Source organism: Microbacterium sp. 71-23, assembly GCF_001897265.1.
Taxonomy (GTDB): domain Bacteria; phylum Actinomycetota; class Actinomycetes; order Actinomycetales; family Microbacteriaceae; genus Microbacterium; species Microbacterium ginsengisoli.
Map to the genome: position 1 here is coordinate 447,721 of NZ_MKSL01000008.1, position 23,857 is coordinate 471,577.

General features: G+C 71.2%; 28 protein-coding genes. 20 read left to right on the forward strand and 8 right to left on the reverse strand.

Going from position 1 to position 23,857, the window contains the following annotated elements; all coding sequences use genetic code 11:
* The first annotated feature begins 1 nt into the window (after position 1).
* From BGO15_RS02275 to rpsN, 14 genes are all read left to right on the forward strand, one after another.
* Positions 2 to 1,150, forward strand: a complete 1,149-nt coding sequence (locus tag BGO15_RS02275) for a thiamine pyrophosphate-dependent enzyme (protein ID WP_045247040.1) — start codon at positions 2 to 4, stop codon at positions 1,148 to 1,150.
* Positions 1,147 to 2,130, forward strand: coding sequence for an alpha-ketoacid dehydrogenase subunit beta (locus BGO15_RS02280; RefSeq protein WP_056518790.1), 984 nt, complete (start codon positions 1,147 to 1,149; stop codon positions 2,128 to 2,130). The genes BGO15_RS02275 and BGO15_RS02280 overlap by 4 nt, the downstream gene beginning before the upstream one ends.
* Before the next feature lie 24 nt (positions 2,131 to 2,154).
* Entirely contained in the window at positions 2,155 to 3,462 is a 1,308-nt protein-coding gene (locus BGO15_RS02285; protein ID WP_056207347.1) for a dihydrolipoamide acetyltransferase family protein, read from the forward strand.
* An 87-nt stretch (positions 3,463 to 3,549) separates the two neighbouring features.
* Positions 3,550 to 4,515, forward strand: coding sequence for a metal ABC transporter solute-binding protein, Zn/Mn family (locus BGO15_RS02290; RefSeq protein WP_056207344.1), 966 nt, complete (start codon positions 3,550 to 3,552; stop codon positions 4,513 to 4,515).
* On the forward strand, positions 4,512 to 5,327 hold the full coding sequence (locus BGO15_RS02295; RefSeq protein WP_056207342.1) for a metal ABC transporter ATP-binding protein: 816 nt from the start codon (positions 4,512 to 4,514) through the stop codon (positions 5,325 to 5,327). Before BGO15_RS02290 ends, BGO15_RS02295 begins: the two co-directional genes overlap by 4 nt.
* The gene (locus BGO15_RS02300) at positions 5,324 to 6,184 is read left to right on the forward strand and encodes a metal ABC transporter permease (protein WP_045247031.1); all 861 of its coding nucleotides are present in this window, start codon (positions 5,324 to 5,326) and stop codon (positions 6,182 to 6,184) included. The genes BGO15_RS02295 and BGO15_RS02300 overlap by 4 nt, the downstream gene beginning before the upstream one ends.
* Before the next feature lie 62 nt (positions 6,185 to 6,246).
* Positions 6,247 to 6,660, forward strand: a complete 414-nt coding sequence (locus BGO15_RS02305; protein ID WP_045247030.1) for a Fur family transcriptional regulator — start codon at positions 6,247 to 6,249, stop codon at positions 6,658 to 6,660.
* Positions 6,647 to 7,690, forward strand: a complete 1,044-nt coding sequence (locus BGO15_RS02310) for a permease (RefSeq protein WP_048809197.1) — start codon at positions 6,647 to 6,649, stop codon at positions 7,688 to 7,690. Before BGO15_RS02305 ends, BGO15_RS02310 begins: the two co-directional genes overlap by 14 nt.
* A 25-nt stretch (positions 7,691 to 7,715) precedes the next feature.
* Positions 7,716 to 8,510: a TIGR03943 family putative permease subunit gene (locus BGO15_RS02315; RefSeq protein WP_056207341.1), complete on the forward strand. Its 795-nt coding sequence runs from the start codon at positions 7,716 to 7,718 to the stop codon at positions 8,508 to 8,510.
* Positions 8,500 to 9,918: a hypothetical protein gene (locus BGO15_RS02320; protein WP_056207339.1), complete on the forward strand. Its 1,419-nt coding sequence runs from the start codon at positions 8,500 to 8,502 to the stop codon at positions 9,916 to 9,918. Before BGO15_RS02315 ends, BGO15_RS02320 begins: the two co-directional genes overlap by 11 nt.
* Positions 9,915 to 10,637, forward strand: a complete 723-nt coding sequence (locus BGO15_RS02325) for a DNA-3-methyladenine glycosylase (protein WP_056207336.1) — start codon at positions 9,915 to 9,917, stop codon at positions 10,635 to 10,637. The genes BGO15_RS02320 and BGO15_RS02325 overlap by 4 nt, the downstream gene beginning before the upstream one ends.
* 139 nt (positions 10,638 to 10,776) lie before the next feature.
* Positions 10,777 to 11,013: a 50S ribosomal protein L28 gene (rpmB, locus tag BGO15_RS02330; RefSeq protein WP_045247025.1), complete on the forward strand. Its 237-nt coding sequence runs from the start codon at positions 10,777 to 10,779 to the stop codon at positions 11,011 to 11,013.
* Entirely contained in the window at positions 11,013 to 11,183 is a 171-nt protein-coding gene (gene rpmG / locus BGO15_RS02335) for a 50S ribosomal protein L33 (protein WP_045247024.1), read from the forward strand. The genes rpmB and rpmG overlap by 1 nt, the downstream gene beginning before the upstream one ends.
* Before the next feature lie 3 nt (positions 11,184 to 11,186).
* On the forward strand, positions 11,187 to 11,492 hold the full coding sequence (gene rpsN / locus BGO15_RS02340; RefSeq protein ID WP_056207333.1) for a 30S ribosomal protein S14: 306 nt from the start codon (positions 11,187 to 11,189) through the stop codon (positions 11,490 to 11,492).
* 61 nt (positions 11,493 to 11,553) lie between these two features.
* Here the strand turns inward: rpsN and BGO15_RS02345 are convergent, their stop codons facing one another.
* Positions 11,554 to 11,718: a hypothetical protein gene (locus BGO15_RS02345; RefSeq protein WP_048809196.1), complete on the reverse strand. Its 165-nt coding sequence runs from the start codon at positions 11,716 to 11,718 to the stop codon at positions 11,554 to 11,556.
* Positions 11,719 to 11,914: 196 nt separating this feature from the next.
* On the opposite strand from BGO15_RS02345, the gene BGO15_RS02350 reads away from it, so the two are divergent.
* Positions 11,915 to 12,583 carry a Type 1 glutamine amidotransferase-like domain-containing protein gene (locus tag BGO15_RS02350; protein WP_045247022.1) on the forward strand — a complete coding sequence of 223 codons (669 nt, stop codon included), beginning with the start codon at positions 11,915 to 11,917 and terminating at the stop codon, positions 12,581 to 12,583.
* Between the two features lie 78 nt (positions 12,584 to 12,661).
* On the opposite strand, the gene BGO15_RS02355 is transcribed toward BGO15_RS02350, so the two are convergent.
* On the reverse strand, positions 12,662 to 13,480 hold the full coding sequence (locus BGO15_RS02355; RefSeq protein ID WP_056518788.1) for an alpha/beta hydrolase: 819 nt from the start codon (positions 13,478 to 13,480) through the stop codon (positions 12,662 to 12,664).
* A 104-nt stretch (positions 13,481 to 13,584) separates the two neighbouring features.
* Between BGO15_RS02355 and BGO15_RS02360 the strand changes: the two genes are divergently transcribed.
* Together BGO15_RS02360 and BGO15_RS02365 are read left to right on the forward strand one after the other, a co-directional pair.
* Entirely contained in the window at positions 13,585 to 14,307 is a 723-nt protein-coding gene (locus BGO15_RS02360) for a TetR/AcrR family transcriptional regulator (protein WP_082486265.1), read from the forward strand.
* Positions 14,308 to 14,349: 42 nt separating this feature from the next.
* Positions 14,350 to 14,637 carry an HU family DNA-binding protein gene (locus BGO15_RS02365; protein ID WP_045247020.1) on the forward strand — a complete coding sequence of 96 codons (288 nt, stop codon included), beginning with the start codon at positions 14,350 to 14,352 and terminating at the stop codon, positions 14,635 to 14,637.
* Positions 14,638 to 14,724: 87 nt separating this feature from the next.
* On the opposite strand, the gene BGO15_RS02370 is transcribed toward BGO15_RS02365, so the two are convergent.
* Positions 14,725 to 15,855 carry a TDT family transporter gene (locus BGO15_RS02370; RefSeq protein WP_056207326.1) on the reverse strand — a complete coding sequence of 377 codons (1,131 nt, stop codon included), beginning with the start codon at positions 15,853 to 15,855 and terminating at the stop codon, positions 14,725 to 14,727.
* Positions 15,856 to 15,929: 74 nt separating this feature from the next.
* On the opposite strand from BGO15_RS02370, the gene BGO15_RS02375 reads away from it, so the two are divergent.
* Positions 15,930 to 17,555 carry a cytochrome c oxidase assembly protein gene (locus BGO15_RS02375; protein ID WP_137878665.1) on the forward strand — a complete coding sequence of 542 codons (1,626 nt, stop codon included), beginning with the start codon at positions 15,930 to 15,932 and terminating at the stop codon, positions 17,553 to 17,555.
* Between the two features lie 34 nt (positions 17,556 to 17,589).
* On the opposite strand, the gene BGO15_RS02380 is transcribed toward BGO15_RS02375, so the two are convergent.
* Positions 17,590 to 18,663: a hypothetical protein gene (locus BGO15_RS02380; RefSeq protein ID WP_056207431.1), complete on the reverse strand. Its 1,074-nt coding sequence runs from the start codon at positions 18,661 to 18,663 to the stop codon at positions 17,590 to 17,592.
* Positions 18,664 to 18,748: 85 nt separating this feature from the next.
* On the opposite strand from BGO15_RS02380, the gene BGO15_RS02385 reads away from it, so the two are divergent.
* The gene (locus BGO15_RS02385) at positions 18,749 to 20,095 is read left to right on the forward strand and encodes an ATP-dependent DNA helicase (RefSeq protein ID WP_045247016.1); all 1,347 of its coding nucleotides are present in this window, start codon (positions 18,749 to 18,751) and stop codon (positions 20,093 to 20,095) included.
* 23 nt (positions 20,096 to 20,118) lie between these two features.
* Here the strand turns inward: BGO15_RS02385 and BGO15_RS02390 are convergent, their stop codons facing one another.
* On the reverse strand, positions 20,119 to 20,772 hold the full coding sequence (locus BGO15_RS02390; RefSeq protein ID WP_056518786.1) for a biliverdin-producing heme oxygenase: 654 nt from the start codon (positions 20,770 to 20,772) through the stop codon (positions 20,119 to 20,121).
* A 77-nt stretch (positions 20,773 to 20,849) separates the two neighbouring features.
* Positions 20,850 to 21,155: a DUF2470 domain-containing protein gene (locus BGO15_RS02395; protein WP_056518784.1), complete on the reverse strand. Its 306-nt coding sequence runs from the start codon at positions 21,153 to 21,155 to the stop codon at positions 20,850 to 20,852.
* A 105-nt stretch (positions 21,156 to 21,260) separates the two neighbouring features.
* Between BGO15_RS02395 and BGO15_RS02400 the strand changes: the two genes are divergently transcribed.
* Positions 21,261 to 22,154, forward strand: coding sequence for an EamA family transporter (locus tag BGO15_RS02400; protein WP_045247013.1), 894 nt, complete (start codon positions 21,261 to 21,263; stop codon positions 22,152 to 22,154).
* 85 nt (positions 22,155 to 22,239) lie between these two features.
* On the opposite strand, the gene tal is transcribed toward BGO15_RS02400, so the two are convergent.
* Entirely contained in the window at positions 22,240 to 23,352 is a 1,113-nt protein-coding gene (tal, locus tag BGO15_RS02405) for a transaldolase (protein ID WP_056518782.1), read from the reverse strand.
* Positions 23,349 to 23,857 (reverse strand): transketolase-like TK C-terminal-containing protein (locus tag BGO15_RS02410; protein WP_286746978.1); only part of this gene is annotated, 509 nt, incomplete at its 5' end. The genes BGO15_RS02410 and tal, both read right to left, overlap by 4 nt.

The following is a 23,857-nucleotide window of genomic DNA, read 5'->3' on the forward strand; positions in this document are numbered from 1 at the left end:
CGTGACTCCGCTCGACGACGTGGCCCCGCCCGCCGACCCCGAGATCATCAGCGTGCTGGCCGCCGACGGCTCGTACGCCCCGACGCCGTCGGCAGAACCCTTCCTGCCACTCGTCGAGGCGCTCACCGAGACCGACCTCGAGACCTTCTACCGCGACATGGTGACCTCGCGCGCGTTCGACCGGCAGGCGACCAACCTGCAGCGGCAGGGCCAGCTCGCCCTCTGGCCGCCGAGCTTCGGCCAGGAGGCCGCACAGGTCGGCTCGATCCGCGCGGCACGACCGCAGGACCACATCTTCCCCTCCTACCGCGAGCACATCGTCGCCACGATCCGCGGTGTGGACCCGGTCGGCATCATCCGCCTCATGCGCGGCGTCTCCCACGGCGGCTGGAACCCCCTCGACCCGGCCAACGGAAACACGCGCCTCTACACGCTCGTGCTCGGTTCGCAGACCCTGCACGCCACCGGCTACGGCATGGGCCTCGTGTTCGACGGCCGCACCGGCACCGGCGACCCCGAGCGCGACGAGGCAGTCATCGTCTACTACGGCGACGGCGCGTCCAGCCAGGGCGACGTGCACGAGGCGATGGTCTTCGCTGCGAGCTACCGCACCCCGCAGGTCTTCTTCCTGCAGAACAACCAGTGGGCGATCTCGGTGCCGGTCGCGGTGCAGTCGCGCACGGCGCTCTCGCGCCGCGGCTACGGCTACGGCATGCCGAGCCACCGCATCGACGGCAACGACGTGCTCATCAGCTACGCCGTCACCCGCCACGCGCTCGAGGCCGCCCGGGCGGGCGAGGGCCCGTCGGCCATCGAGGCGGTGACCTACCGTCGCGGTGCGCACACCACGAGCGACGACCCCACGAAGTACCGCACCGGTTCGGAGGAGGAGGGCTGGGCGCTGCGCGACCCGATCGCGCGCCTGCGCACCTACCTCGAGGGCCGCGGGGCATCCGCCGCCTTCTTCGACGAGGTCGACGAGGGCGCCGCCGCGCACGCCGATGACGTGCGCACGCGCGCCGTCACCCTGACCGCACCCGAGGCGCCCAGCATGTTCGCCCACGTCTACACCGATGATCACCCGCTGATGGCCGAGCAGGCGCGCTGGCTCGCCGACTACGAGGCATCCCTCGACGGAGGCGACGCATGAGCGACACGACCACGCTGCCGTTCGGCAAGGCGCTGAACGCGGGCCTGCGCAAGGCTCTCGCGGATGACCCGCGGGTACTGCTGATGGGTGAGGACATCGGACCGCTCGGCGGAGTGTTCCGGGTGACCGAGGGCCTGCAGGCCGAGTTCGGCGACCGCCGGGTGATCGACACGCCGCTGGCCGAGTCTGGCATCCTCGGCACCGCGATCGGCCTCGCCATGGCCGGCTTCCGGCCCGTGTGCGAGATCCAGTTCGACGGGTTCGTGTTCCCCGCGTTCGACCAGATCACGTCGCAGCTCGCCAAGATGACCAACCGCCACGAGGGCGTGCTCTCGATGCCGATCGTGATCCGCATCCCCTACGGCGGCCACATCGGCGCGGTCGAGCACCATCAGGAGAGCCCGGAGACCTACTTCACGCACACGCCGGGTCTGCGGGTCGTGAGCCCGTCGACCGCGAACGACGCGTACTGGATGATCCAGGAGGCCATCGCCTCCAACGACCCGGTCGTCTTCCTCGAGCCGAAGAGCCGCTACTGGCACAAGGGCGAGGTCGACCTCGAGGCATCCGCTCTGCCGCTGCACGCGTCGCGCATCGTGCGCCGCGGCACCGACGTCACGCTTGTCGGTCACGGCGCCATGGTCTCGGTGCTGCTGCAGGCCGCAGCGCTCGCAGAGAGCGAGGGCACGAGCTGCGAGGTCGTCGACGTGCGGTCGCTGTCGCCGATCGACTACGGACCCGTGCTCGAATCCGTGCGCCGCACCGGTCGCATGGTCTACGCGCAGGAGGCTCCCGGCTTCGTGAGCGTCGGCAGCGAGGTGGCGGCCACGGTCGCGGAGAAGGCGTTCTACGCGCTGGAGGCGCCGGTGATCCGGGTGTCGGGCTTCGACACCCCCTTCCCGCCCGCGAAGCTCGAGGGCGTGTACCTGCCCGACCCCGACCGCATCCTCGAGGCCGTCGACCGCAGCCTCGCCTACTGAGACCGCACCGCGAAAGGAACCCGGATGAGCGACCAGACCTTCCACCTCCCGGACGTCGGCGAAGGCCTCACCGAGGCCGAGATCGTCTCGTGGCGCGTGGCCCCCGGCGACACCGTCGACGTCAACGACGTGCTCGTCGAGATCGAGACGGCCAAGTCGCTCGTCGAGCTGCCGTCGCCCTTCGCGGGCACCGTCGGCGAGCTGCTCGTGGCCGAGGGTGCGACCGTCGACGTCGGCGCGGCGATCATCACGATCTCGGGCGGGCAGGATGCCGCGGCCCCCGCGTCACCCGCCGCGCCGGCCGCCGATCCGGGCGAGGGCTCCGGGTCGGTGCTCGTCGGCTACGGCTCGGCGGAGCAGGTGCACTCGCGTCGGCGCAAGCCCGCCGAGAAGCCCGTCGCCGCATCGGTCGGTGTGGTCGCGAAGCCCCCGATCCGCAAGCTCGCGCGTGACCTCGGTGTCGACCTCGCCTCGGTCGTGCCGAGCGGCCCGGCGGGCGAGGTCACCCGTGAGGACGTCGTCGCGCATGCCTCGCAGGCGAGCGTGTTCCGCAACATCGAGACGCCGGAGTGGCCGGAGGTGCGCGAGGAGACGATCGCCGTCGCGGCCGCGGCATCCGAGGTCGACGACGTGCGCGTCGAGTCGATCCCCGTGCGCGGCGTGCGCAAGGCGACCGCGAGTGCGATGACGTCGAGCGCCTACTCGGCGCCGCACGTGTCGGTGTGGACGGATGTCGACGCCACCCGCACGATGGAGCTCGTCAAGCGCCTGAAGGCCTCGCCCGACTTCGCCGACATCAAGGTCTCGCCGCTGCTGATCATGGCGCGCGCGGTGATCTGGGCGGTGCGCCGCACGCCGATGGTGAACGCCGCGTGGGTCGAGGGCGACGACGGCGCCCAGATCTCGGTGCGCCACTACGTGAACCTCGGCATCGCCGCGGCGACTCCGCGGGGCCTCCTCGTGCCGAACATCAAGGACGCGCAGGACCTCAGCATGCGCGATCTCGCCCGCGCGCTCGAGAAGCTCACGCTGACCGCCCGTGAGGGTCGTACCGCACCGGCCGACCAGCAGGGCGGCACCATCACGATCACGAACATCGGCGTGTTCGGGATGGACGCCGGCACCCCGATCATCAATCCGGGCGAGTCCGGCATCGTCGCGCTCGGCACGATCCGGCAGAAGCCGTGGGTCGTCGACGGCGAGGTGCGCCCCCGCTGGGTGACCACCGTCGCCGGGTCGTTCGACCACCGGGTAATCGACGGGGACGGCATGAGCCGGTTCATCGCCGACGTCGCCGCCGTGCTCGAGGAGCCCGCGCTGCTGGTCGAGTAGCCGTGGCAGCACGGCCGGGGGCCGGTGCTGCAGCGTCCCCCGCGGCGCGATTTTGAGAACGATTATCACTAAGCATAAGCTGTCCGCATGCGATCCCCCCGGACCCTCCTCGCCCTGCCCCTGCTCGCCGCCGCGGCAGCCCTGACACTGTCGGGCTGCACGGGGGCGGCGGCATCCTCACCGTCGTCGTCGGGCGGCACCATCCAGGTCGTCGCCTCGACGAACGTCTACGGCGACATCGCGCAGACCGTCGGCGGGTCGGCCGTGCAGGTGACCTCGATCATCGCCAACGAGTCGCAGGACCCGCACGACTTCGAGGCGAGCGCCGCCGACCAGCTCACCGTCAAGAACGCGCAGCTGCTCATCGAGAACGGCGGCGGCTACGACCCCTTCCTCGACCAGCTCGTGCAGGCCACCGGCTCCACGGCGCCGATGATCACCGCCGCGACCCTCTCGCCCGAGTACCCGGCCGACGGCAACACCGCCGAGCACAAGGACGACGCCGATCACGCCCACGACCACCTCGAGGGCTTCAACGAGCACGTCTTCTACGACCCCGCCGTCATGAAGACGGTGGCCGCCAAGATCGCGACCGAGCTCGGCGCGCTCGACCCTTCCCAGGCGGCGACGTTCACCGCGAACGCGCAGGCGTTCGGCACCCAGATGGACACGATCGAGCAGAGCATCGCCACCATTGCCGCCGCTCACGCGGGGGTGGGAGTGTTCGTCACCGAGCCCCTGCCGCTCTACCTCACCGACACCGCCGGCTTGGACAACGTCACTCCGGTCGCGTTCAGTGAGGCCGTCGAGGGCGGCCAGGATGTCCCGCCGGCGACCCTGCTGCAGGCGCTCGCCCTCATCTCCGACGGCAGCGCGAAGGTCGTCATCGTCAACGCGCAGGCCGCCGGAGCAGAGACGACCCAGGTCGAGGACGCGGCGAAGGCTGCGAACGTCCCCGTGCTGAAGTTCTCCGAGATCCTCCCGGCAGGCCAGACTTATGCACAGTGGATGCAGCAGAACGTGACCCAGCTGGCCGACGCGCTGGGCAAGTGACCCCGGCCCCCTCGCCGCTTCGCATCTCGGGTGCCGCGCTCCGCCGCGGCACCCGAGAGCTGTGGAGCGGCCTCGACCTCGAGCTCGCCCCCGGTGAGCTCGTCGCCGTGCTCGGGCCGAGCGGTTCCGGGAAGACCACACTGCTGCGCGCGATCCTCGGCCTCGAGCGGCTGAGCGAGGGATCGGTCACCGCGCTCGGCCGGCGCGTGACGCGCCCGGGCAACCGGCGCGTCGGCTACATCCCCCAGCAGCGGCCGCTCCCGCGTGAGACGTCGCTGCGCGCGCGCGACCTCGTCGGACTCGGCGTCGACGGCCACCGCTTCGGCCTGCCGATCCCGCGGCGCGGCGACCGCGCCCGCATCGACGCGCTTCTCGGCGAGGTCGGCGCCGCCGCCTTCGCCGACCGCCCGGTGGGACTCCTGTCGGGCGGCGAGCAGCAGCGCCTGCGCGTCGGCCAGGCGCTCGCCGACGACCCGAAGCTGCTGCTGTGCGACGAGCCCCTCACGAGCCTCGATCTCGCCAACCAGCAGGCGATCGTCTCCCTCATCGACCGGCATCGTCGCGAGAAGGATGCCGCGGTGCTCTTCGTCACCCACGACATCAACCCGGTGCTCGACTCGGTCGATCGCATCCTCTACCTCGCCGGCGGCCGTTTCACGCTCGGGCGACCCGCGGACGTCCTCGACTCGGCGGTGCTCTCGGAGCTCTACGGCGCCCCGGTCTACGTGCTGCGCGCCGGCGACCGGCTGGTCGTCGTGGGCGCGCCGGATGCCGAGGCATCCCCTCACCATCACGGCGAGGAGCACGGATGAACGGCGACGCGATCGGCAACGCCCTCTTCGGCGGCATCTCGCAGTACGGCGCGATCCTCGCCCTGGTGCAGAACTCCGTCTGGGCGGGAGCGCTCCTCGGCCTCGTGGGGGGCCTCATCGGTGTGTTCGTCATGCAGCGCGACATGGCCTTCGCGGTGCACGGCATCTCGGAGCTCTCGTTCGCCGGAGCGGCGGCGGCCCTGCTGTTCGGCTTCGACATCGTCACCGGATCGATCATCGGCTCGCTCATCGCCGCGGGCCTGATCGGATGGCTCGGGGTGCGCGCCCGCGACCGCAACTCGATCATCGGGGTGCTCATGCCGTTCGGCCTGGGCCTCGGGATCCTGTTCCTGTCGCTCTACAACGGCCGCAGCGCCAACCGCTTCAGCCTTCTCACCGGACAGATCGTCTCCGTGCAGTCGGCGCAGCTGACGGCCCTCGCCGTCATCAGCACCGTCGTGCTCGTGGCGCTGCTGCTCATGTGGCGGCCGCTGCGCTTCGACTCCCTCGACCCCCAGTCGGCAGCAGCCCGCGGTGTGCCGTCGACGTGGGTGTCGTTCGGCTTCATGCTGCTGCTGGGCCTCGTCGTCGCTGTCGCGGTGCACATCATCGGCGCGCTGCTCGTGCTCGCGCTGCTGGTCACCCCGGCCGCGGCGGCGATGCGGGTGGCCACGGGTCCGCTCGCGGTGCCGGTGCTCGCCGCCGCGTTCGGCGTGGCCTCGGCGGTGGGCGGCATCCTGCTCGCCGTGATGGGCACTCTGCCGGTGAGCCCCTACATCACGACCATCTCGTTCCTCATCTACCTCGTCTGCCGCATCGTCGGTGCGGCGAGGGAGCGTCAGACCCGCGCCCTCTGAGGACGCCGGGAAAGCCGGATGCCCCGGCTGACCCCGCGTTCCTCGTGGGTAGACTCGCCGCCATGGTGCAGCGGAACACGTGGCAGCGCGATCGCGTGCGCGAAGAGCTGTCCGACGCTCCCGGGTTCATCAGCGCACAGGATCTGCACGCGCGCCTGCGTGAGCAGAACACCGGCATCGGTCTCGCCACCGTCTACCGCGCCCTCTCCACCCTCGCCGCCCACGGCGAGGCCGATTCGCTGCAGAGCCCCGAGGGCGAGAGCCTCTACCGCGCGTGCGCGACGACGGGACACCACCACCACCTGATCTGCCGCCGCTGCGGCAAGGCCGTCGAGATCGCGGCGACCGACGTCGAGGAGTGGGCCCGTCGCACCGCCGCGGCCCACGGCTTCACCGAGGCCGAGCACGTCGTCGACATCTTCGGTCTCTGCGCCGACTGCACCGCCCTCCGGGCCCACGAGCGTGACAACGGCTGAACGCGCCCGGGTGCGCCGGTCGACCCCGGCACCGGAGCCCCGTCGCGCGCCCGGACGCATCGCCGGCGCCCTGCTCATCGGCGCGATCGTGGTCGGTGTCGTCTTCGCCGTCAACCTGCTGGTTCCGGGCGCGCTCGACATCTCCCTCCCGACCCGCGCGCAGGACGGCCTGACCCTCGCGATCAGCGTGCTGATCGAGTCGCTGCCCTTCGTGGCGCTCGGTGTGCTGCTGTCGATCGTCGTGCAGGTGTGGGTGCCGCCCGGAGCGATCGAGAGATGGATGCCGCGCCGCGCCTGGGCCCGCCGGGCGGTGCTGTCGCTGCTCGGCATGCTGATCCCCGTGTGCGAGTGCGGCAACGTGCCGTTCGCGCGGGGGCTGCTGATGCGCGGGTTCGCGGTGTCGGAGACGCTCACCTTCCTCGTCGCCGCCCCGATCGTGAACCCGATCGTCATCATCACCACGAACCAGGCATTCGGGTTCGACGACGGCATCCTCGTAGCTCGCCTGCTCGGCGGATTCGTCGTCGCGAACCTCATCGGCTGGCTCTACAGCCGCCACCCCGACCCCGACGCGCTGCTGACCGATCGGTTCCGGGCGACCTGCGAGATCGTCGAGACCGAGTCGGGCGGGCGCTGGCGCCGCTCGCTGGCGCAGTTCCTCGTGGAGCTGCGCGCGGTCATGCCGGCTTTGGTGATCGGCTCGGCGCTCGCCGGGGCGGTGCAGGTTCTGGTGCCGCGCGAGGCGCTTCTCGCCATCGGCTCGAACCCGGTGCTCTCGATCGTGGCGATGATGATCCTCGCGATGATCGTCTCGATCTGCTCGAACGTGGACGCGTTCTTCGCCCTGTCCTTCGCGTCGACGTTCACCCCGGGCGCGATCGTCGCCTTCCTGCTGGTCGGTCCGCTCGTCGACGTCAAGATGATCGCCCTCATGCGCACGACGTTCACGGCACGCGTACTCGCGGGCACGGTCGTCGTCGTCGTGCTGTTCGCGTTCGTGCTGGGTCTGGTGGTGAACCTCGTTGCGTAGGTCGTCGGCTCTCTTCTCCCGGTGGATGGGCGCGGGCATCGCCTCCCTCCTCGCGGTCGCGACGATCGTGCTCTGGCTCACCGGCCAGCTCGCCCTCTACATCAACCCGTCGTCGTACTGGTTCGCGGTGCCCATGGCGTTCGTCGTGCTCATCGGCGCAGTGCTCAGCTTCGCGCTGCCCCTCGGGGCCGAGGCCGACCACGGTCACGACCACGGTGCGGTGGCGGATGCCGCGCATCACGACCACGACCACGCGTACGACCACGACCACCCGCACGACCACGAGCACGCGCCCCGCCGCGGGGTGCGCGCGTGGGTGGGGCTCGGCGCGACCGCGATCGGCGGGGCCATCGCGACTGCGGTGGCGGTCGCGATCGTCGTCGTGCCCCCGGCATCCCTCAGCGCCGAGCTCGCGCAGTCGCGCAACGTGGGCGCTGCGCCCCTGTTCGCGGGATCCGACACGATCACCCTCGCCAGCACGGGCGACACGGCAACCTTCGGGGTCGGCGACTGGGCCAGCGTGTTCGCGACCGCGACGAGCACCGAGGTGTTCGAGGGTCGCACCGTGTCGCTGATCGGCTTCGTGACCCCCGCGCAGAACGGCGGGGCGTTCGATCTGACACGGCTGGTCATCACACACTGCGTCATCGATGCGCAGACCGCGAGCCTGACGATCGCGGGGGCGGACTCGACACCGAACACCGGCCAGTGGGTCGATGTGAAGGGCACGGTACGCGCGGCGTCCGACACCGGAAAGCTCGAGATCGTCGCCTCGAGCGTCACACCGATCGCCCAGCCGCAGGATCCGTATGAGTACTGACCCGGCACTCCGCACCCGTTCGGGTCGCAGTCGCCGTCGCCGGCGTGCGTTCGGCATCGGATTCGCCGCCGTGATCGCGGTGCTCGGCGTCGTCGCGCTCGCGGGCGCGGCGGTGTCGAGCGTGCAGGGTCCGCGTGTGACGGCGGTGTCGGTCGATCCGCAGGCGGCTGTCGAGGCCGGCGGTGCCCGCGTCATCCTCACCACCTCGCAGTCGCTGCAGAAGGTGGAGACCTCGCAGGTCACCGTCACGCCTGCCGCGTCGTTCACCGTGCAGACGTCGGGGCGCGACATCGGCGTGCGCTTCTCGAACGCCCTCTACGACGACACGCAGTACACCGTCACCGTCCACGGGGTGGTCGGCATCGGCGGAGGTCCGGTGACGACGCTCAGCGAGAGCTTCCACACGCCCGCGCTGTCGGTCTTCATGCTCAAGCGCGGCAGCGGCACCGACACGATCTTCCGCACCGGGCTCGACGGTGCCCAGGCGGTCCCCGTCTTCGAGAACCCTCACATCGAGGACTTCCGGGCGACGAGCCAGCACCTCGTGATGTCGGTGCGCACCGCCGACGACAAGCCCGAGCTCATCGTCACCGACCTCGACGGCGCGAACGCGCGCACCCTTCCGCTGCCGGGCGCGGGTGACATCCGCGATCTAGGCGTCGCCGACCGCGGCGAGGTCATCGGATACACCTTCACCGACGCGAACGTCTCGAAGACCTCGGGGGACGCGAGCGTGCTGTACACCGATTCGCTGGCGCTGCAGGACGCCGCCGCCCCGCCCACGCGGATCGCGCTGAGCGGGGTGTCTCCGAGCGTCGCGCAGTGGCGGTTCGTGCCCGGCACCGACAACATCCTGGTGCTCACCTTCGACGGCCGGCTGTTGCTCGCCTCCTCGGCGGGCAAGGACCCCGTCGACCTGGGCAGCGCGGCGAGCATCGACGGCATCGCCCGCGGCAGCACGTCGGCGATCATCGAGCGACCCGACGGCACATACTCGATCGACCTCACGAGCGGGGCGCAGACCCTGCTCACCGACCCGCCCAACGTCGCCGGCTTCGCCGGCACCGTGACGCCGCTCACCGCCACGACGACGCTCCGGCAGTACGCGCAGGTCACGAACGGCGCCACCACCGGCACCGAGATCTACCGGGTGCTCGCCAACGGCACGTCATCTGTGGTGTACACCTCCGCGGCCACCGACGCGGTGCTGCAGGTCTGCACGTCGCCGAGCGCTCGCTACGCCGCGGTGCTCATCGCACCCAACGTCGCACAGAACCCGTACGTGACCACCTACGAGTACCCGGTGCCCGGCACGGTCGAGACGCACATCATCGACCTCGACACCGGCAAGGAGGTGTCGAAGCTGTCGGCGTTCGACATCTCGTGGTGTCAGGTGCCGATCGAGTGAGCGACGGGCTGCGCCCGGCGACGCCCTCGGACCTCGCCGGCCTCCCGCTCGAGGTCGCGCCCCGACTGCTCGGTGCGGTTCTCCACGTCGGTGTCGGGGGTGAGACGGTCGCCGTGCGCATCACCGAGGTCGAGGCCTACCACGGCCTCGGCACCGGTGACGTTCCCGATCCGGCGTCCCACGCCCGCAGCGGACCGACCGCGCGCAACGCGACGATGTGGGGACGCGCTGGACTCCTCTACGTCTACCTCAGCCACGGCATCCACTCGTGCGTCAACGTGGTGTGCGGCCCCGAGGGGGTCGCAGGTGCGGTGCTGCTGCGTGCGGGCGAGGTGGTCAGCGGGGCGGATGCCGCCTCCCGTCGCCGGCTCGGCAGTGCAGGCGCGCCCGTCGCGGCGCGGGAGCTCGCCCGTGGTCCGGGGCGCCTCGCGAAGGCGGCCGGGCTGCGGCATCCGATTCACGACGGCCTCGACGCACTGACGGCGCAGCCGCGCGGCGGTGCCCGCGCACGTCTGCTGCTGCCGGAGCGGCCGCTGGCGCCGGTCGCGAGCGGCCCGCGGGTCGGGGTGGCGGGACCTGCCGGCACCGACCTCTACCCGTGGCGGTTCTGGCTGCCGACCGAGCCGACGGTCTCGGTGTTCCGCTGGGGTCGTGGCGCCGGGCCGCGGCATCCGCACGAACCGGCCCGTCAAGGCGACACGCCGCGCGTGCTAGACTGACCTTTTGTCTGCGCGCACTCCAGCACGCAGCTCGTACCCTCCCCGCGACCCGCGCCAGAGATGGCGGGTGTCCGGCTGGGTGCAGACAAGGGATCTTGGGTGGCACCGTCCGGTGCCACGGTACAGAAGGAGACTCACCATGGCCGCAGTGTGCCAGGTGACTGGAGCGGTTCCCGGCTTCGGTCACAACATCTCGCACTCGCACCGCCGGACGAAGCGCCGCTTCGACCCGAACGTGCAGAAGAAGACCTACTACGTTCCGTCGCTCGGTCGTAAGGTCACCCTCACGGTGTCCGCCAAGGGCATCAAGGTGATCGACGCCCGCGGCATCGAGTCGGTCGTCAAGGACCTCCTCGCGAAGGGTGTGAAGCTCTAATGGCGAAGAAGGCCCAGGACATCCGTCCGATCATCAAGCTGCGTTCGACCGCCGGCACGGGATATACCTACGTGACGCGCAAGAACCGCCGCAACAACCCCGACCGCATCGTGCTGAAGAAGTACGACCCCATCGTGCGCAAGCACGTCGAGTTCCGAGAGGAGCGCTGACCCATGGCCAAGAAGAGCAAGATCGCTCGTAACGAGCAGCGCAAGGTCGTCGTCGAGCGCTACGCCGCGAAGCGTGCCGAGCTGAAGAAGGCGCTCGTCGACCCGACGTCGACCGACGAGCAGCGTGAGGCCGCCCGCGTCGGCCTGCAGAAGCTGCCCCGCAACGCCTCGCCGGTGCGTCTGCGTTCGCGCGACGTCATCGACGGTCGCCCCCGCGGTGTGCTGACGAAGTTCGGCATCTCGCGTGTGCGCTTCCGCGACATGGCCCACCGTGGCGAGCTGCCCGGTGTGACCAAGTCGAGCTGGTAAGCAGCCGATTCGCACGAAGCCCCCGAGGGAGACCTCGGGGGCTTCGTCGTTCGCGGGGACGTCAGCAGATGAGACCGGCGCCGAGCCAGTTCGGGTAGGGCAGCGTGCGCAGCAGCTCGTCGTGCGGGTCGGTGTGCGTGTGCGACTCCGCCGACGAGACGCTTCCCTCGAAGGGGTCGGGCGGCAGGGTCTCGGTGCGGGCGGACGGGCGGTCGTGGCGTGCCATGGTGCTCCTCGGATCGTGCCGGCTGTCGCCGGCGGGTCGGGGGCTCGGTGCACCGAGTGTGGCAGAACGGCAGGGCGCGGCGAAGAGCGGAGCCGTTGTCCCCGGCGTATCCACAGCGGGCCTCGTCCCGGCCGTCCCGGGGTCCTAAGGTCGAGGGCAGCGGCGTACGCGCGCCGCATCGACCCCGGGAGGCTCCATGAAGCTGTTGCTGACGTCGGGCGGGATCCGCAACGACAGCATCGAGCGCGCCCTGGTCGACATGGTGGGCAAGCCGGTGGCTGAGGCATCCGCTCTCTGCATTCCCACCGCGCAGTGGGGCCACACGATGTGCGGGCCCGAGTCGGTGCGTGGATTCATCACCGGCCTCCCGCCGTGGGGCGGCATGACGTCGATGCCGTGGCGCACGCTCGGCGTGCTCGAACTCGCCTACCTTCCGTCGATCGGCGTCGAGCGCTGGCAGGAGTGGGTGCGCGCCGCGGACGTGCTGCTCGTCGACGGCGGCGACGCCACCTTCCTCGCGCACTGGATGCGGGAGTCCGGCCTGCTCGAGCTCCTCCCCGAACTGCACGACACGGTGTGGGTGGGCGTCAGCGCGGGCAGCATGGTCATGACGCCGCGCATCGGTCGGGAGTTCATCGCCTGGGCGCAGGCGCCGGATGACACGACCCTCGGCCTCGTCGACTTCGCGATCTTCCCGCACCTTGACGTCTTCCCCACGAACACGAGGGAGGCCGCCCAGAAATGGGCGGCGACGCTCGAGCTGCCCGCGTACGTGCTCGACGACGAGTCCGCGATCTCGGTCGTCGACGGCGAGGTGTCGGTGATCTCCGAGGGCGAGTGGTTCACCCTCGGCCCGGCGTCGTAGCCACAGCCGCGCATCGGCCGATCGTCGACCGGGCGCGGCGCAGCGCCGGGGCGCAGCCGCGGCCCGGCGCCCGCGGGCTCAGCCACGTGCGTGCGTGACGGCCCACGCCAGCGAGTCGTCCGCGACCTCCTCCCATCCCTCCTGGCTCACGATGCGGTGGGTGCGCCCCTCGTACTCGCGGTAATCGACCACGGCGGGACTCCCCGACGAGCGGTACTTCTTCACGATCGCGCGCCCGATCGCCGGGGGCACCACGTGGTCCCGCGACCCGGTGATCACCAGCAGGGGAGCGCGGTCGGTGCGGGCGTAGTCGACGTGGCTCGCGCCCTTCTTCTCGGAGAAGGCCGCCGCAACCCCTTCGAAGAACACCCTGTTGTACGACGGCACGGCGAACTGCTCCCAGAGGTCATCGGATGCGGCGCGGTCGAGGTCGTTGCCGAAGGTGAAGTGGAAGTGGCCCTTGGACAGCGGCGAGGCGCCGTTGCGACCGAACGGGTTGGACAGGATCGGGGTGCCCGTCCACAGTGTCGACGCCGGCAGTGTCGTGATGCCGGCGGGCTGCCCGGGCGTGACGGCGACGTACGCGGCGCCCAGTCCGCGGTCGGCGAGCATCTGCGTGAAGAGGCCGCCGAATGAGTGGCCCATGATGATGGGCTTCACCGGGAGTGCCCGGATGATCGCGTCGTAGTGGTCGACGATCTGCCGGATGCCGATGCCGCGCAGGGCGGCGGGATCGCGCCGGATGTCGGCGACGGAGCGGTCATCGATCCCGGGCCAGCCGGGCACGATGACCTCATGCCCGGCGTCGCGGAATCGGCCCGCCCACGTGTGCCAGCTCAGTGGGGTCATCCACAGTCCGTGGATGAGCAGGACGGGCGGTGTGGTCGTGTCGGTCATCGGTTGCTCCTCGTGGGGGGTGGCGTAGAATCAGAGTAGACCGAACGTTCTATCTATTCAAGCGATTCCGCCGCCGGCTGGCACGATGGATCGCGGAGGATCACATGAGCGCTGCAACAGCGGACCGCCCCTCGGCTCGGACCCGCCTGCTGGAGGCGGCGACGACGCTGTTCTACTCCGAGGGGATCCATGCGGTCGGCGTCGATCGCATCATCGAGCACGCGTCGGTGACCCGCGCGACCCTCTACAAGCAGTTCGCCGGCAAGGAGGGCCTCGTCCTGGCCTACCTCGAAGGGGAGGACGCGCAGCTGCGGGCGCTCTTCGCCGAGGCGGCGACCGCGTCCGATGACCCGGGGATCCTCCTCGACCTCGTGGTCGGCGGGATCGCCGACGACGTGCGCCTGCGGCACACGCGCGGATGTCCGTTCATCAACGCCGCGGCGGAGTACCCCGAGGAAGGACCTGTGCGCCGCCTGATCGACGAGCACCGGTCGTGGTTCCGCACCACCCTCGCCGACCTCGCTGGCGCAGCCGGCCTCGTCCGTCCGCGCGAGGTGGCGGCCTCCCTCGTCCTCCTGCGGGATGCTGCGCTCGTCGGCGGGTATCTCGACGGTCCTGGCCTCGTCACGCCTGACTTCGCGCGCACCGCGCACGAGGTGATCCGCGCGCACCGGCCTGATCAGCAGTCACAGCAGCCCCACGAGCGTCATGCGCCTCGTGACACGCCGCCACCGATCCGTCAAAGTGCGGAAAATCCGCGGAATCACGCGGAAAGTGGGTATATTCGAGCACGGTCGAACCCGACCACACCGGGCACCCTCGGGTGACCGGACCCAGACAAGAGGCGCTTCGGCGCCTGGAGGAACCACATGGCCGACAAGTCCATCACCAAGACCGAACTCGTCGCGAGCATCGCGAGCGCAACGGGTCAGAGCCAGGCCACGGTCTCGGGTGTGCTCGACTCCCTGTTCGCCACGGTCGCCGAGAGCGTCGCCAAGGGCGCGAAGGTCTCGATCCCCGGTTGGATCGCCTTCGAGCAGGTCGAGACCGCCGCTCGCACCGGTCGCAACCCCCAGACCGGCGCCGAGATCAAGATCGCCGCGGGCAAGCGCGTCAAGGTGACCGCGGGCTCGAAGCTGAAGGCTGCCGTCAAGTAAGTCTTCTCGACTCCGCGAAGGGGGGATGCCACGTGGCATCCCCCCTTCGTCGTGTCCGGCTTCGTTCGCGGTGGCGTCGCGGCGACGTCAGGCCGGCGGCAGCAGTAGGCGACCCGTGCGTAATACTCCGTGCAGGGTGCGCGCGGCGACGGTGACCCACGCGACGAGGAGCCCCACGAACAGCACCGCGGACAGCGCCGCGAGTGCCTGCGAGCCGGTGTGCACGGCGAGGGCGGCGGACCCCGTCACGCACGTGCCGACGGGGAACGTGAACGACCACCAGGTGAGAGTGAACGGCAGGTGGGCGCGCGCGGCGCGGATCGTCAGGGCGACGACCAGGGCACCCCACAGCAGGGCGAAGCCGAGCACGGGCACGCCGAACACGACGCCCGCGGCGGAGAACGCCGATGCCAGGTCGGGCGGAGCGGCGAGGTGCGCATCGGCACCCAGGTTGTTCGCCGCGGTGATCGACTGACCGAGCGGTCCGAGAACGATCCACAAGGTCGGCACCATCGCGACGGCCCCGACCTCGTGGCGGGCGAGGCGCCCCCACAGCTGGGTGAGGATGATGAGCGCCGCGATGCCGGTCATGCCGGTCATCGCGTAGCAGGCGAGCAGGAAGTCGAGCCGCAGCTGGCCCGCGGGGATGTGCGGTAGCAGGGCCGCGCCGGTCGCCGCCGACACCATGGGCGGGACGATGGGCATGAGCCATCCGCCGAACGCGCTGTCCTCCCGCACGTCGTGGCGGGTGAAAGTCAGGTAGGGGATCGTGACGGCGGCGATCAGGCCGAGCACCGTGCCGACGGTCCACAGCACGGCGTCGATCGCGACCGCCACGGGCTCACCGAGGATGTCCACGCCCACGACCAGCGTGCCGAGTCCGACGGTCAGTGCCGCCATGGCCGGTGCGCCGTAGAAGTGAGCCATCGTGGCATTGCTGTGGTGACCGCGGGCGACGCCGCCGAACCAGATCCAGTGCAGCGCGGTCGCGACGATCAGCGCGAGGAACATGGCGGATGCGAGCAGCCACACCACGAGTGCGAAGGTGCGCTGGCCGGGCACCTGCACGGGGAGGGCGACGGCAGCGTTCGCGACGATGCCGGTCCCCATGACCGAGGCGAACCAGTTCGGCGTGATGTACGCGACGACGTCCCGAGGGCGATCGATGGCCTGCAGCCAGCGGCGTCGCGCGGGCGCGGTGGCGGTGGGGTGCGACATCCCTCTATCGTGGCGCGTCCGGCTATGGTCGCGCGCACGGGAATGCCACCCGGCCCCCGCCTAGGCTGGACCGCGTGACTGCGCGCGCCTGGCGGATCGGAGCCCCTGTGCTCCTTGCCGTCGTAGCGCTCGCCACGGCGCTGGTGACGGCCGGTCTGTCGGCGCCCGGCCGATTGGTCGGCTGGCTCCTGCCGCTCGCCGAGGTGCTGGTGCGGCTCGGGGTGGCGACGACGATCGGATGTCTCGTGCTCGCCGTCGCCGGCGGAACCGTCGCCCGCGCCGCGTTCGGGCGTCTCGTGGCGGTCGCTGCCGGTGCGGCCGCGGTGTTCGCCCTGGCCGCCGCCGCAGCGACCGTCCTCACCGCCGTGTCGCTGCTCGACCTCACACCCGGTCTCGATCCCGCATTCGGCGCCGAGGTGGCGGGCTTCGTCACGGGAACGTCGACGGGACGACTCTGGCTCGTGACGACGGTGCTGGCGGCGCTCATCGCCGTGCTGCTGGTGTCGGTGCGCACGGTGCGGGCCGTCCGAGTGCTCGCGGTGCTGGCAGCGCTCGCAGTGGTGCCGCTGGCGGCGCTCGCCGCCGGCGCGTCGCCGCGCCCGGCCGCGGGCCTGGCTCTGCTGATGCTCACCGTCTCGACCGTCGGCGCCGGGATCGTCGTGGGAGCGGCCGTCGTCTCGGCCTCGCGCGCTCCGGTACCTCTCGTGATCGCGCTGGTCGCGCTCGCCGCGCTGCTCGGATTCGGGGCGGCGGTCGGCATCGGCACGCAGCCCGTCGCGCCGCCGGCCGACGCGACCCCCGCCGAGGTGCTCACCGGGATGCCGCTGCCCCCGGTGCCCACGATCGGATCGCTGCTGCTCGGTGTCGCGCTCGACCCGCTCTGGCTCACCGTCGCCGCAGCGGGAATCGCGTGGCTCGTCGTGCGCCGCCGAGCCGCGGTCGCGGGCGCCCGGCGCTCGCCCGCGCGTCTCGGCGCAGGAATGGTCGCGGTCGTGCTGTTCCTGTGGGCGACGTGCGGCGGACTCGCCGTCTACGCCGACGTGCTGTTGAGCGCCCGGCTCGCGCAACTGCTGATCGTCGCACTCGCCGTGCCCGTGCTCGTCGCGTGGGCGACGCCGCCCCGCGCTGCGCGCACCGCCGGCGCCGAGACATCCGCCCCGCTCGCCCCGCTCGCACCGCCGCGGGCGCTGCGTTCCCCCGTCGTCGCGGCGCTGCTGCTCATCGCCGTGCTCTGGCTCGCGACAGCGACCGACGTGCTGCGCTGGACGCTGAGCCACCGCATCGGCACCGACCTCGCGATCGGCGTCGCCGCGGCGGCCGGTCTGCTGTTCGTCCGGGCGGTCGTCGTGCCGCGCACCGCGACGGCGGCGCGGGCGCTCGCGATCGTGCTGGTCGCGGCGGCCGTCATCGCCCTCGCCGCCGTGCTCGTCTCGACCGCGTCGTTGTGGGTCGCGGACTGGTTCGGCGCCCTCGCCCCCGCCTGGGGCGCGGAGCCCCTCGATGACCAGCGCCGGGCGGGAGTCGTCGTCGCGGGGTGCGGTCTCGTGCCACTGCTCGCTCTCGCCGTCATGGTCGCGCGCACCCCCAGACCCGCGGATGCCGCGTCCCGCCGTCTTGCGCGCCGCGAGCGCGACGCCGAGCTCGACGCGTACGACGCGGCGCTCGCCGCCGCCCGCCGGCACCCCGACCGCGACGCCTGATCGTCCGGCGCGGGAAGTCGCGGCATCCGGCAGGTCAGTTCGTTCCGCCGCCGATCGAGATCGCGACCGTCTCGTCGGGGTTGACGGTGATTCCGGCGTTCACCGTGAAGGGGACGTCGTCGCTGACCCGTCGCACCGACCCGTCGTAGAGCGACTGCACCGTCACCTGGATGTGGGCGACCGCGGCGGTGTCGGGGATGCGCCAGCCGTTGCCGTCGGGAACGACCTGGATCGTCGGCTGCTGCGTGATTGACCACGTCGGAGTGCCCTCGACGCGGTTGCGCACGACATAGCCGAACGGGCATCCGGTGGGCTGCAGCACCTGCTGGGTCGCGCACTGCGAGAGGAACTCGTTCACCCGCTGCTGCACGACCGAGGTGAACTGCGCCGTCGGCTGCGCCTGAACGGTGACCGGGATGTCGACGCCCGGCGCGTTCGTCAGCACCGCCGTCCCGCTCGAGGAGGAGATGTCGGTGTCGATGCGGATCGCGTAGAGGGCGGGGGAGAAGACCAGCATCGCGATCGGCTCGGTCGGCTTCACGTTCTCGCCGTCGGGCGAGACCTGCCGCTTGTCGACCACGAATCCGTTGACGCCGAACTGCATCGTGCCGAGCGCGGTGAGCGACATGACCGCGAGCGGACTCGTGGCGAAGCGCCAGGTGGGGAGCACACCGAGCTGCCCGCCGGGTGCGACGCGGAACGCGGTGGTGCCCGAGTGACCGCCGGCGGAGTACGAGACGGTGACGGTCGTGACGGCGCCTTCGGACGACTCCGACACGACGTTCACATCGGAGAGCTGGCCGAGCGCGGTCGATCGCAGCAGTGCGGACGAGGCCGTCGACGGCAGCCCGGCGGCGGACAGCTGATCGGGGGTGAGCGCCACGCCCGGGACCGCGAGCGCGTCGCCGGCCCGCCCATCCGACAGGAGGGACAGATAGTGCAGCACGAACGCCGTCGGGCTGTACAACTGGCGGTAGAGCGCCGCGGATCCGACGCCGAGACCCGCGAGCAGCAGCGCGGTCACGAGCGCGATCGATGTGAGATCGACCCACAACGGCCGACGCCGACGCACCCGGGGGGTGGCGGCATCCGGCTCGGCGACAGTCACCTTCACAGTGTAGGAACCGGGCCGCGCCGCCACCCGGGAAACGCCCCCACGGCTCGCGGGGCGCCCGCGCACCTAGCATGGACGGGTGCAGACGACCCCCCTCTCGAGCGAGCAGACGGAGGTCTACGAGCTCATCGAGGGCACGCGCGACAACGTCTTCGTGACGGGTCGAGCGGGCACCGGCAAGTCGACGCTGCTGCGCCACCTCGTCGAGCACACCGCCAAGCGCGTCGCCGTCTGCGCGCCGACGGGGGTCGCCGCACTCAACGTCGGCGGGCAGACCATCCACTCGCTGCTGCGGCTGCCGATCGGCCTCATCGCCAACACCGAGCTCACCCAGCCCGAGGCGACCCGCAAGCTGCTCGGCGCCCTCGACATGCTCGTCATCGACGAGGTGTCGATGGTCAGCGCCGACCTCATGGACGGCATCGACCGGGCGCTGCGTCAGGCCCGGGGCCGCCGCGCGGAGCCCTTCGGCGGCGTGCAGGTCGTCATGTTCGGCGATCCCTACCAGCTCGCCCCGGTGCCGCCGCGTGGCGACGAGCTGCGCTACCTCCACGACCACTACCGGTCGCACTGGTTCTTCGACGCGCACGTCTGGGCCGGAGAGACACCGGATGCCGCGGGCATCATCGACCTCGGACGCCACGGCGCGACCCTGCACATCCGGGAGCTGCGCGACATCCATCGACAGTCCGACCCGGCGTTCAAGGCGCTCCTCGACGCCGTGCGCCATGGTCGCGTGACGGCCGACATGGCCGGAGTGCTCAACGGCCACGGGGCCCGCACACCGCCCGAGCCGGTCGACGGCGAGCAGCCGATCATCACCCTCGCGACCCGCAACGACGCGGTCAATGCGATCAACAAACGCCACCTCGACGCCCTCATCGGGCGATCGCAGACCGCCGTCGCGGAGATCAACGGCGACTTCGGCCGCGGTGACGCGTACCCCGCCGATGTCGAGCTGCAGCTGAAGATCGGCGCGCAGGTGATGTTCCTGCGCAACGACACCGCCGGCTACGGCGAGCCGCCCCGTTGGGTGAACGGCACGATCGGCACCGTCACCCGCATCACGGGAGACAAGGTGCGGGTGAGCGTCGACGGCGAGGAGCACGACGTCGAACCGGCGGTCTGGGAGCGCTACCGCTACGCGTACCACGCGACCACCCGTCAGCTCACGCGGGACGTCGTCGCCGAGTTCACCCAGTTCCCGCTGCGGCTCGCGTGGGCCGTCACGATCCACAAGTCGCAGGGCAAGAGCTACGACCGGGCGGTCATCGACCTCGGCTCGGGGGCGTTCGCGCCCGGGCAGACGTACGTGGCCCTGTCGCGGCTGACCTCCATCGACGGGCTGTACCTCCGCCGGCCGCTGCGCCCGAGCGACATCCGGGTCGATCCCGACGTCGCGCGCTTCATGGCCGCGGCCCGCTGACGCGGCGCCGATGCGCGGGGCGGTCAGGCCGCGGCATCCGCCTTCGCGCGGGCGAGGTCGTCGAACAGCTCGGTGTTGAACCGGTAGGCGAGCAGCACCTCGTCGATCACCCGCTGCTTCTCGGCCTCGTCCCACGGGGCGGCGTCGAGCTGCTCGCGGTAGACGTCCTTGAACGCCTTGGGGTCCGCGATGTCGCCGAAGATGTAGAACCCGATGCCGTTGGTCTCGAACCCGAACCGGCGCGCCATCAGCTTGCCGATGAACAGTCCGCCCGACAGGTCGCCGAGGTAGCGCGTGTAGTGGTGGGCGACGAAGCCGCCCGCCCACGTGGCGCCGACCTGACGGATGCGGGCGACGTAGCGCTCGGTCGTCGGCAGCGGGGTGATGCGCTGCGTCCAGTCGTCGCCGATGAGGAACGCGAGGTCGGCCTCGAGGGCCGGCAGGCGCGTGAGCTTGTCGCTGATGAAGACGGATGCCACGGGGTCGCGGCGCATGCGATCCGCCGCCCCTTCGAGCGCCTCGTAGATGAACCAGTGCTGGGCGACGAGAGCAACGTAGTCCTCGCGCGTGCCCTCCCCCTTGAGGAGATCGGCCATGAACCCGGCGCTCTCGCTGCCGGAGTGCGCGCCGCTGGAGCGCTCGCGCAGGGCGGTGGAGAAGGGGATGGGCGTCGTCATGTCGCCCACTATACCTTCAGGTAAGCGGAACCTAACCTTCGCGTTGCGTCAGAGCCTTTGCGCGGGTTCCTCGGAGGTCACTCGTGCGGACGCGGCTCGACGCCCAGGCGCCGGCAGGCCGCGTCGTAGAGCGCCACGATCTCGCGGCGCACCTCTCGCCGTTCGGTGATCTCGCCTCCCGGCCAGGGCACCTGCAGCGTCTCCTCACCGGTCGAGGTCGTGTAGCTCCACTCGCCGGCCGAGCCGTCGAACCCGATCATCACTGCGCCGACAGCGTCAGCGTCACCGAACGCGCGCGCGATGAGCAGGTTGTCGTCGGCGTGATCGGAGTTCATGTGACCGAGGACGCCTGCGAGGGCGTCGGCGTCGAAGAGGTGGGGCATGCCTCCACCCTACGCACGGCCGGCGACCTCGTACGTCACCCCCGCACGGCGATGTCGGGAGGACATGCTTTGATCGGAATGTTCCCCGACGGTTGGAAGAGTGCGATGTCCCCTGCCCGCAGCAGCTACGGCGCGATCGGTCTCGTGCTGATCGGTCTGGCCTGTCAGGAGGTCGGCGCGTCGATCGCCGTGCTGCTCTTCCCCGCTGTCGGGCCTCTCGGCATGGTGATGCTGAGACTCGTGTTCTCGGCGCTCGTGCTTCTCGCGATCGCCCGCCCGCGCCTGCGCGGGCTCTCGCGAGACGCCTGGCTCTCGGCCCTCGCGTTCGGGCTCGTGCTCGCACTCATGAACGGTCTGTTCTACCTCGCCCTCGAGCGTCTGCCCCTCGGTGTGACGGTCACGATCGAGGTGCTCGGCCCGCTGACCCTGTCGATCATCGTCGCCCGCCGTGCGAGCGCCCTCGTCTGGGCGGGAATCGCCGCCCTCGGAGTGGCGGCCCTGGGCGGGGGCGGCTGGGATCGACTCGACCTGCTCGGGGTCGTGTTCGCACTCGCCGCGGCCGCCAGCTGGGCTTTCTACATCCTCGCCTCCGCACGGGTGGGGCGGCTCTTCGCCCGACTCGACGGCCTCGCGATCGCGATGGCGGCGGGCGCGGTGGTCTCGCTGCCGTTCGGCATCGTCGACGCGGGCTCCGCCCTCGTGCGACCTGAGCTGCTCGGCCTCGGGGCGGCCGTCGCGCTGCTGTCGTCGACCATCCCGTACGCCCTCGAACTGTTCGCGCTGCGGCGGGTCGCGGCATCCGTCTTCGCGGTGCTGATGAGTCTCGGCCCGGCGACCGCCTCGGTGGCGGGATTCCTGCTTCTCGGACAGCATCTCGCCCTGCTCGAGATCGCGGGCATCGCGCTCGTCGTGATCGCGAGCGCGGGCGCCGTGCTCGCCGGCGCGCGCCCGCGCACCGTGCGGGCGCTGCCTGACGGCGCGCTGCCGCCGCAGGCCTGACTACCGGCTCGAATCGGCCCGCGTCGAGTGCCTGTCGATTCGGTCGACTGTGCGCGCCTTCCGGGGTCGTGCGGCCGGGTCGGGCTCAGTGCGTGAGCGCCGGGGCGAGTGCGGCCGCGACCGTTGACGTCAGATCGGCCCACGAATCGACGAACGCCGCGACTCCGCGCTCTTCGAGCAGCCGCGTGACATCGCCGAAGTCGACCCCCGCCGCCGCGAGGGCGTCGAGAACGGCCCGGGCGTCGGCATCGCGGGCGGTGACCGTGTCGCCCGTGATGATCGCATGGTCGAAGGTCGCCTCGAGGGTGGCGGCCGGCATCGTGTTGACGGTGCCGCGCGCGACCAGCTCGGTGACATAGCGGGTGTCGGGGAAGGACGGGTCCTTCACGCCGGTCGACGCCCAGAGCGGCCGCTGACGGTTCGCCCCGGCGGCGAGCAGCGCCCGTACCCGGGGCTCCTCGAACCGCTGCTCGTACAGGTTGTACGCGAGGCGGGCGTTCGCGAGCGCCGCCTGGCCGCGCAGGGCGAGTGCCGCGTCGGTGCCGATCGCCGCGAGCCGGGCGTCGACCTCCGTGTCCACGCGCGAGATGAAGAACGAGGCCACGGAGTGGATCGTGGTCAGGTCGAGGCGGTTCGCGCGCGCCTGCTCGAGGCCGGCGAGGTAGGCGTCGATGACCTCGGTATAGCGCTCGAGGCTGAAGATGAGCGTCACGTTCACCGACACCCCGGCCGCCACCACGGCGGTGATCGCCGGAAGTCCCGCGCGGGTCGCGGGGATCTTGATCAGCACGTTGGGCCTCGCCACCGCGGCGTGCAGGGCGAAGGCCTGCGCGATGGTGCCCTCGGTGTCGTGGGCGAGCTCGGGGGAGACCTCGATCGAGACGCGTCCGTCGACGCCGCCCGTCGCGTCGTAGACCTCCCGCAGCACATCGCAGGCGTCGCGCACGTCGTCGGTCGTGATGCGGAGGATGGCCTCATCGACGGATGCCGCGGCCGCGGCTTCCCGCGCGAGTGCCGGCCCGTACCCCGCACCGCGGGTGATGGCCGCCTGGAAGATCGACGGGTTGGTCGTCACTCCCGTGACGTTGCGGGTGCGCACGAGTTCGGCGAGCTCGCCGGACTCGATGCGCTCGCGGGAGAGATCGTCGAGCCAGATGCTCACGCCCGCCGCGGCGAGGGCGGCCGTCGGCGTGCTCACGCTGTCGCCTCGATCGTCTCGTGCGCCGCCGCGACGACCGCGTCGACGGTGAAGCCGAAGCGGCGCTGCAGCTCGCCGGCCGACGCCGAGGCGCCGAAGTGATCGATGCCGATGACGCGGCCCGCGTCGCCGACGATCCGGTGCCAGCCGAGCGTCGAGCCCGCCTCGACCGAGACCCGGGCCTTGATCGTCGAGGGGAGTACGGACTCGCGGTAGGTGTCGTCTTGTTCGGCGAACCATTCGAGGCTGGGGGCGGAGATGACGCGGGCCTGCACTCCTTCGGCCGCGAGACGCGTGCGAGCCTCGACGGCCAGGTGCACTTCGGAACCCGTCGCGATCAAGATCACGTCGGGGGTGCCGTCCTCCGCATCCACCAACACATAGGCGCCCTTCCTGACGCCCTCCGCCCCGGCGAATCCATCGATCTCTCGGGGCAGGACGGGGAGGTTCTGGCGGGAGAGGGCGATGCCGGCGGGCCCGGTGTGGCGGGTGAGGAGTTCGAGCC

Bases quoted from the DNA above. Each gene is read 5' to 3' on its own strand.
- BGO15_RS02280 (WP_056518790.1), top strand. From the start codon at position 1,147: ATGAGCGACACGACCACGCTGCCGTTCGGCAAGGCGCTGAACGCGGGC.
- BGO15_RS02285 (WP_056207347.1), top strand. From the start codon at position 2,155: ATGAGCGACCAGACCTTCCACCTCCCGGACGTCGGCGAAGGCCTCACC.
- BGO15_RS02290 (WP_056207344.1), top strand. From the start codon at position 3,550: ATGCGATCCCCCCGGACCCTCCTCGCCCTGCCCCTGCTCGCCGCCGCG.
- BGO15_RS02300 (WP_045247031.1), top strand. From the start codon at position 5,324: ATGAACGGCGACGCGATCGGCAACGCCCTCTTCGGCGGCATCTCGCAG.
- BGO15_RS02305 (WP_045247030.1), top strand. From the start codon at position 6,247: ATGGTGCAGCGGAACACGTGGCAGCGCGATCGCGTGCGCGAAGAGCTG.
- BGO15_RS02315 (WP_056207341.1), top strand. From the start codon at position 7,716: ATGGGCGCGGGCATCGCCTCCCTCCTCGCGGTCGCGACGATCGTGCTC.
- BGO15_RS02320 (WP_056207339.1), top strand. From the start codon at position 8,500: ATGAGTACTGACCCGGCACTCCGCACCCGTTCGGGTCGCAGTCGCCGT.
- rpmB (WP_045247025.1), top strand. From the start codon at position 10,777: ATGGCCGCAGTGTGCCAGGTGACTGGAGCGGTTCCCGGCTTCGGTCAC.
- rpmG (WP_045247024.1), top strand. From the start codon at position 11,013: ATGGCGAAGAAGGCCCAGGACATCCGTCCGATCATCAAGCTGCGTTCG.
- rpsN (WP_056207333.1), top strand. From the start codon at position 11,187: ATGGCCAAGAAGAGCAAGATCGCTCGTAACGAGCAGCGCAAGGTCGTC.
- BGO15_RS02345 (WP_048809196.1), bottom strand. From the start codon at position 11,718: ATGGCACGCCACGACCGCCCGTCCGCCCGCACCGAGACCCTGCCGCCC.
- BGO15_RS02350 (WP_045247022.1), top strand. From the start codon at position 11,915: ATGAAGCTGTTGCTGACGTCGGGCGGGATCCGCAACGACAGCATCGAG.
- BGO15_RS02355 (WP_056518788.1), bottom strand. From the start codon at position 13,480: ATGACCGACACGACCACACCGCCCGTCCTGCTCATCCACGGACTGTGG.
- BGO15_RS02360 (WP_082486265.1), top strand. From the start codon at position 13,585: ATGAGCGCTGCAACAGCGGACCGCCCCTCGGCTCGGACCCGCCTGCTG.
- BGO15_RS02365 (WP_045247020.1), top strand. From the start codon at position 14,350: ATGGCCGACAAGTCCATCACCAAGACCGAACTCGTCGCGAGCATCGCG.
- BGO15_RS02370 (WP_056207326.1), bottom strand. From the start codon at position 15,855: ATGTCGCACCCCACCGCCACCGCGCCCGCGCGACGCCGCTGGCTGCAG.
- BGO15_RS02390 (WP_056518786.1), bottom strand. From the start codon at position 20,772: ATGACGACGCCCATCCCCTTCTCCACCGCCCTGCGCGAGCGCTCCAGC.
- BGO15_RS02395 (WP_056518784.1), bottom strand. From the start codon at position 21,155: ATGCCCCACCTCTTCGACGCCGACGCCCTCGCAGGCGTCCTCGGTCAC.
- BGO15_RS02400 (WP_045247013.1), top strand. From the start codon at position 21,261: ATGTCCCCTGCCCGCAGCAGCTACGGCGCGATCGGTCTCGTGCTGATC.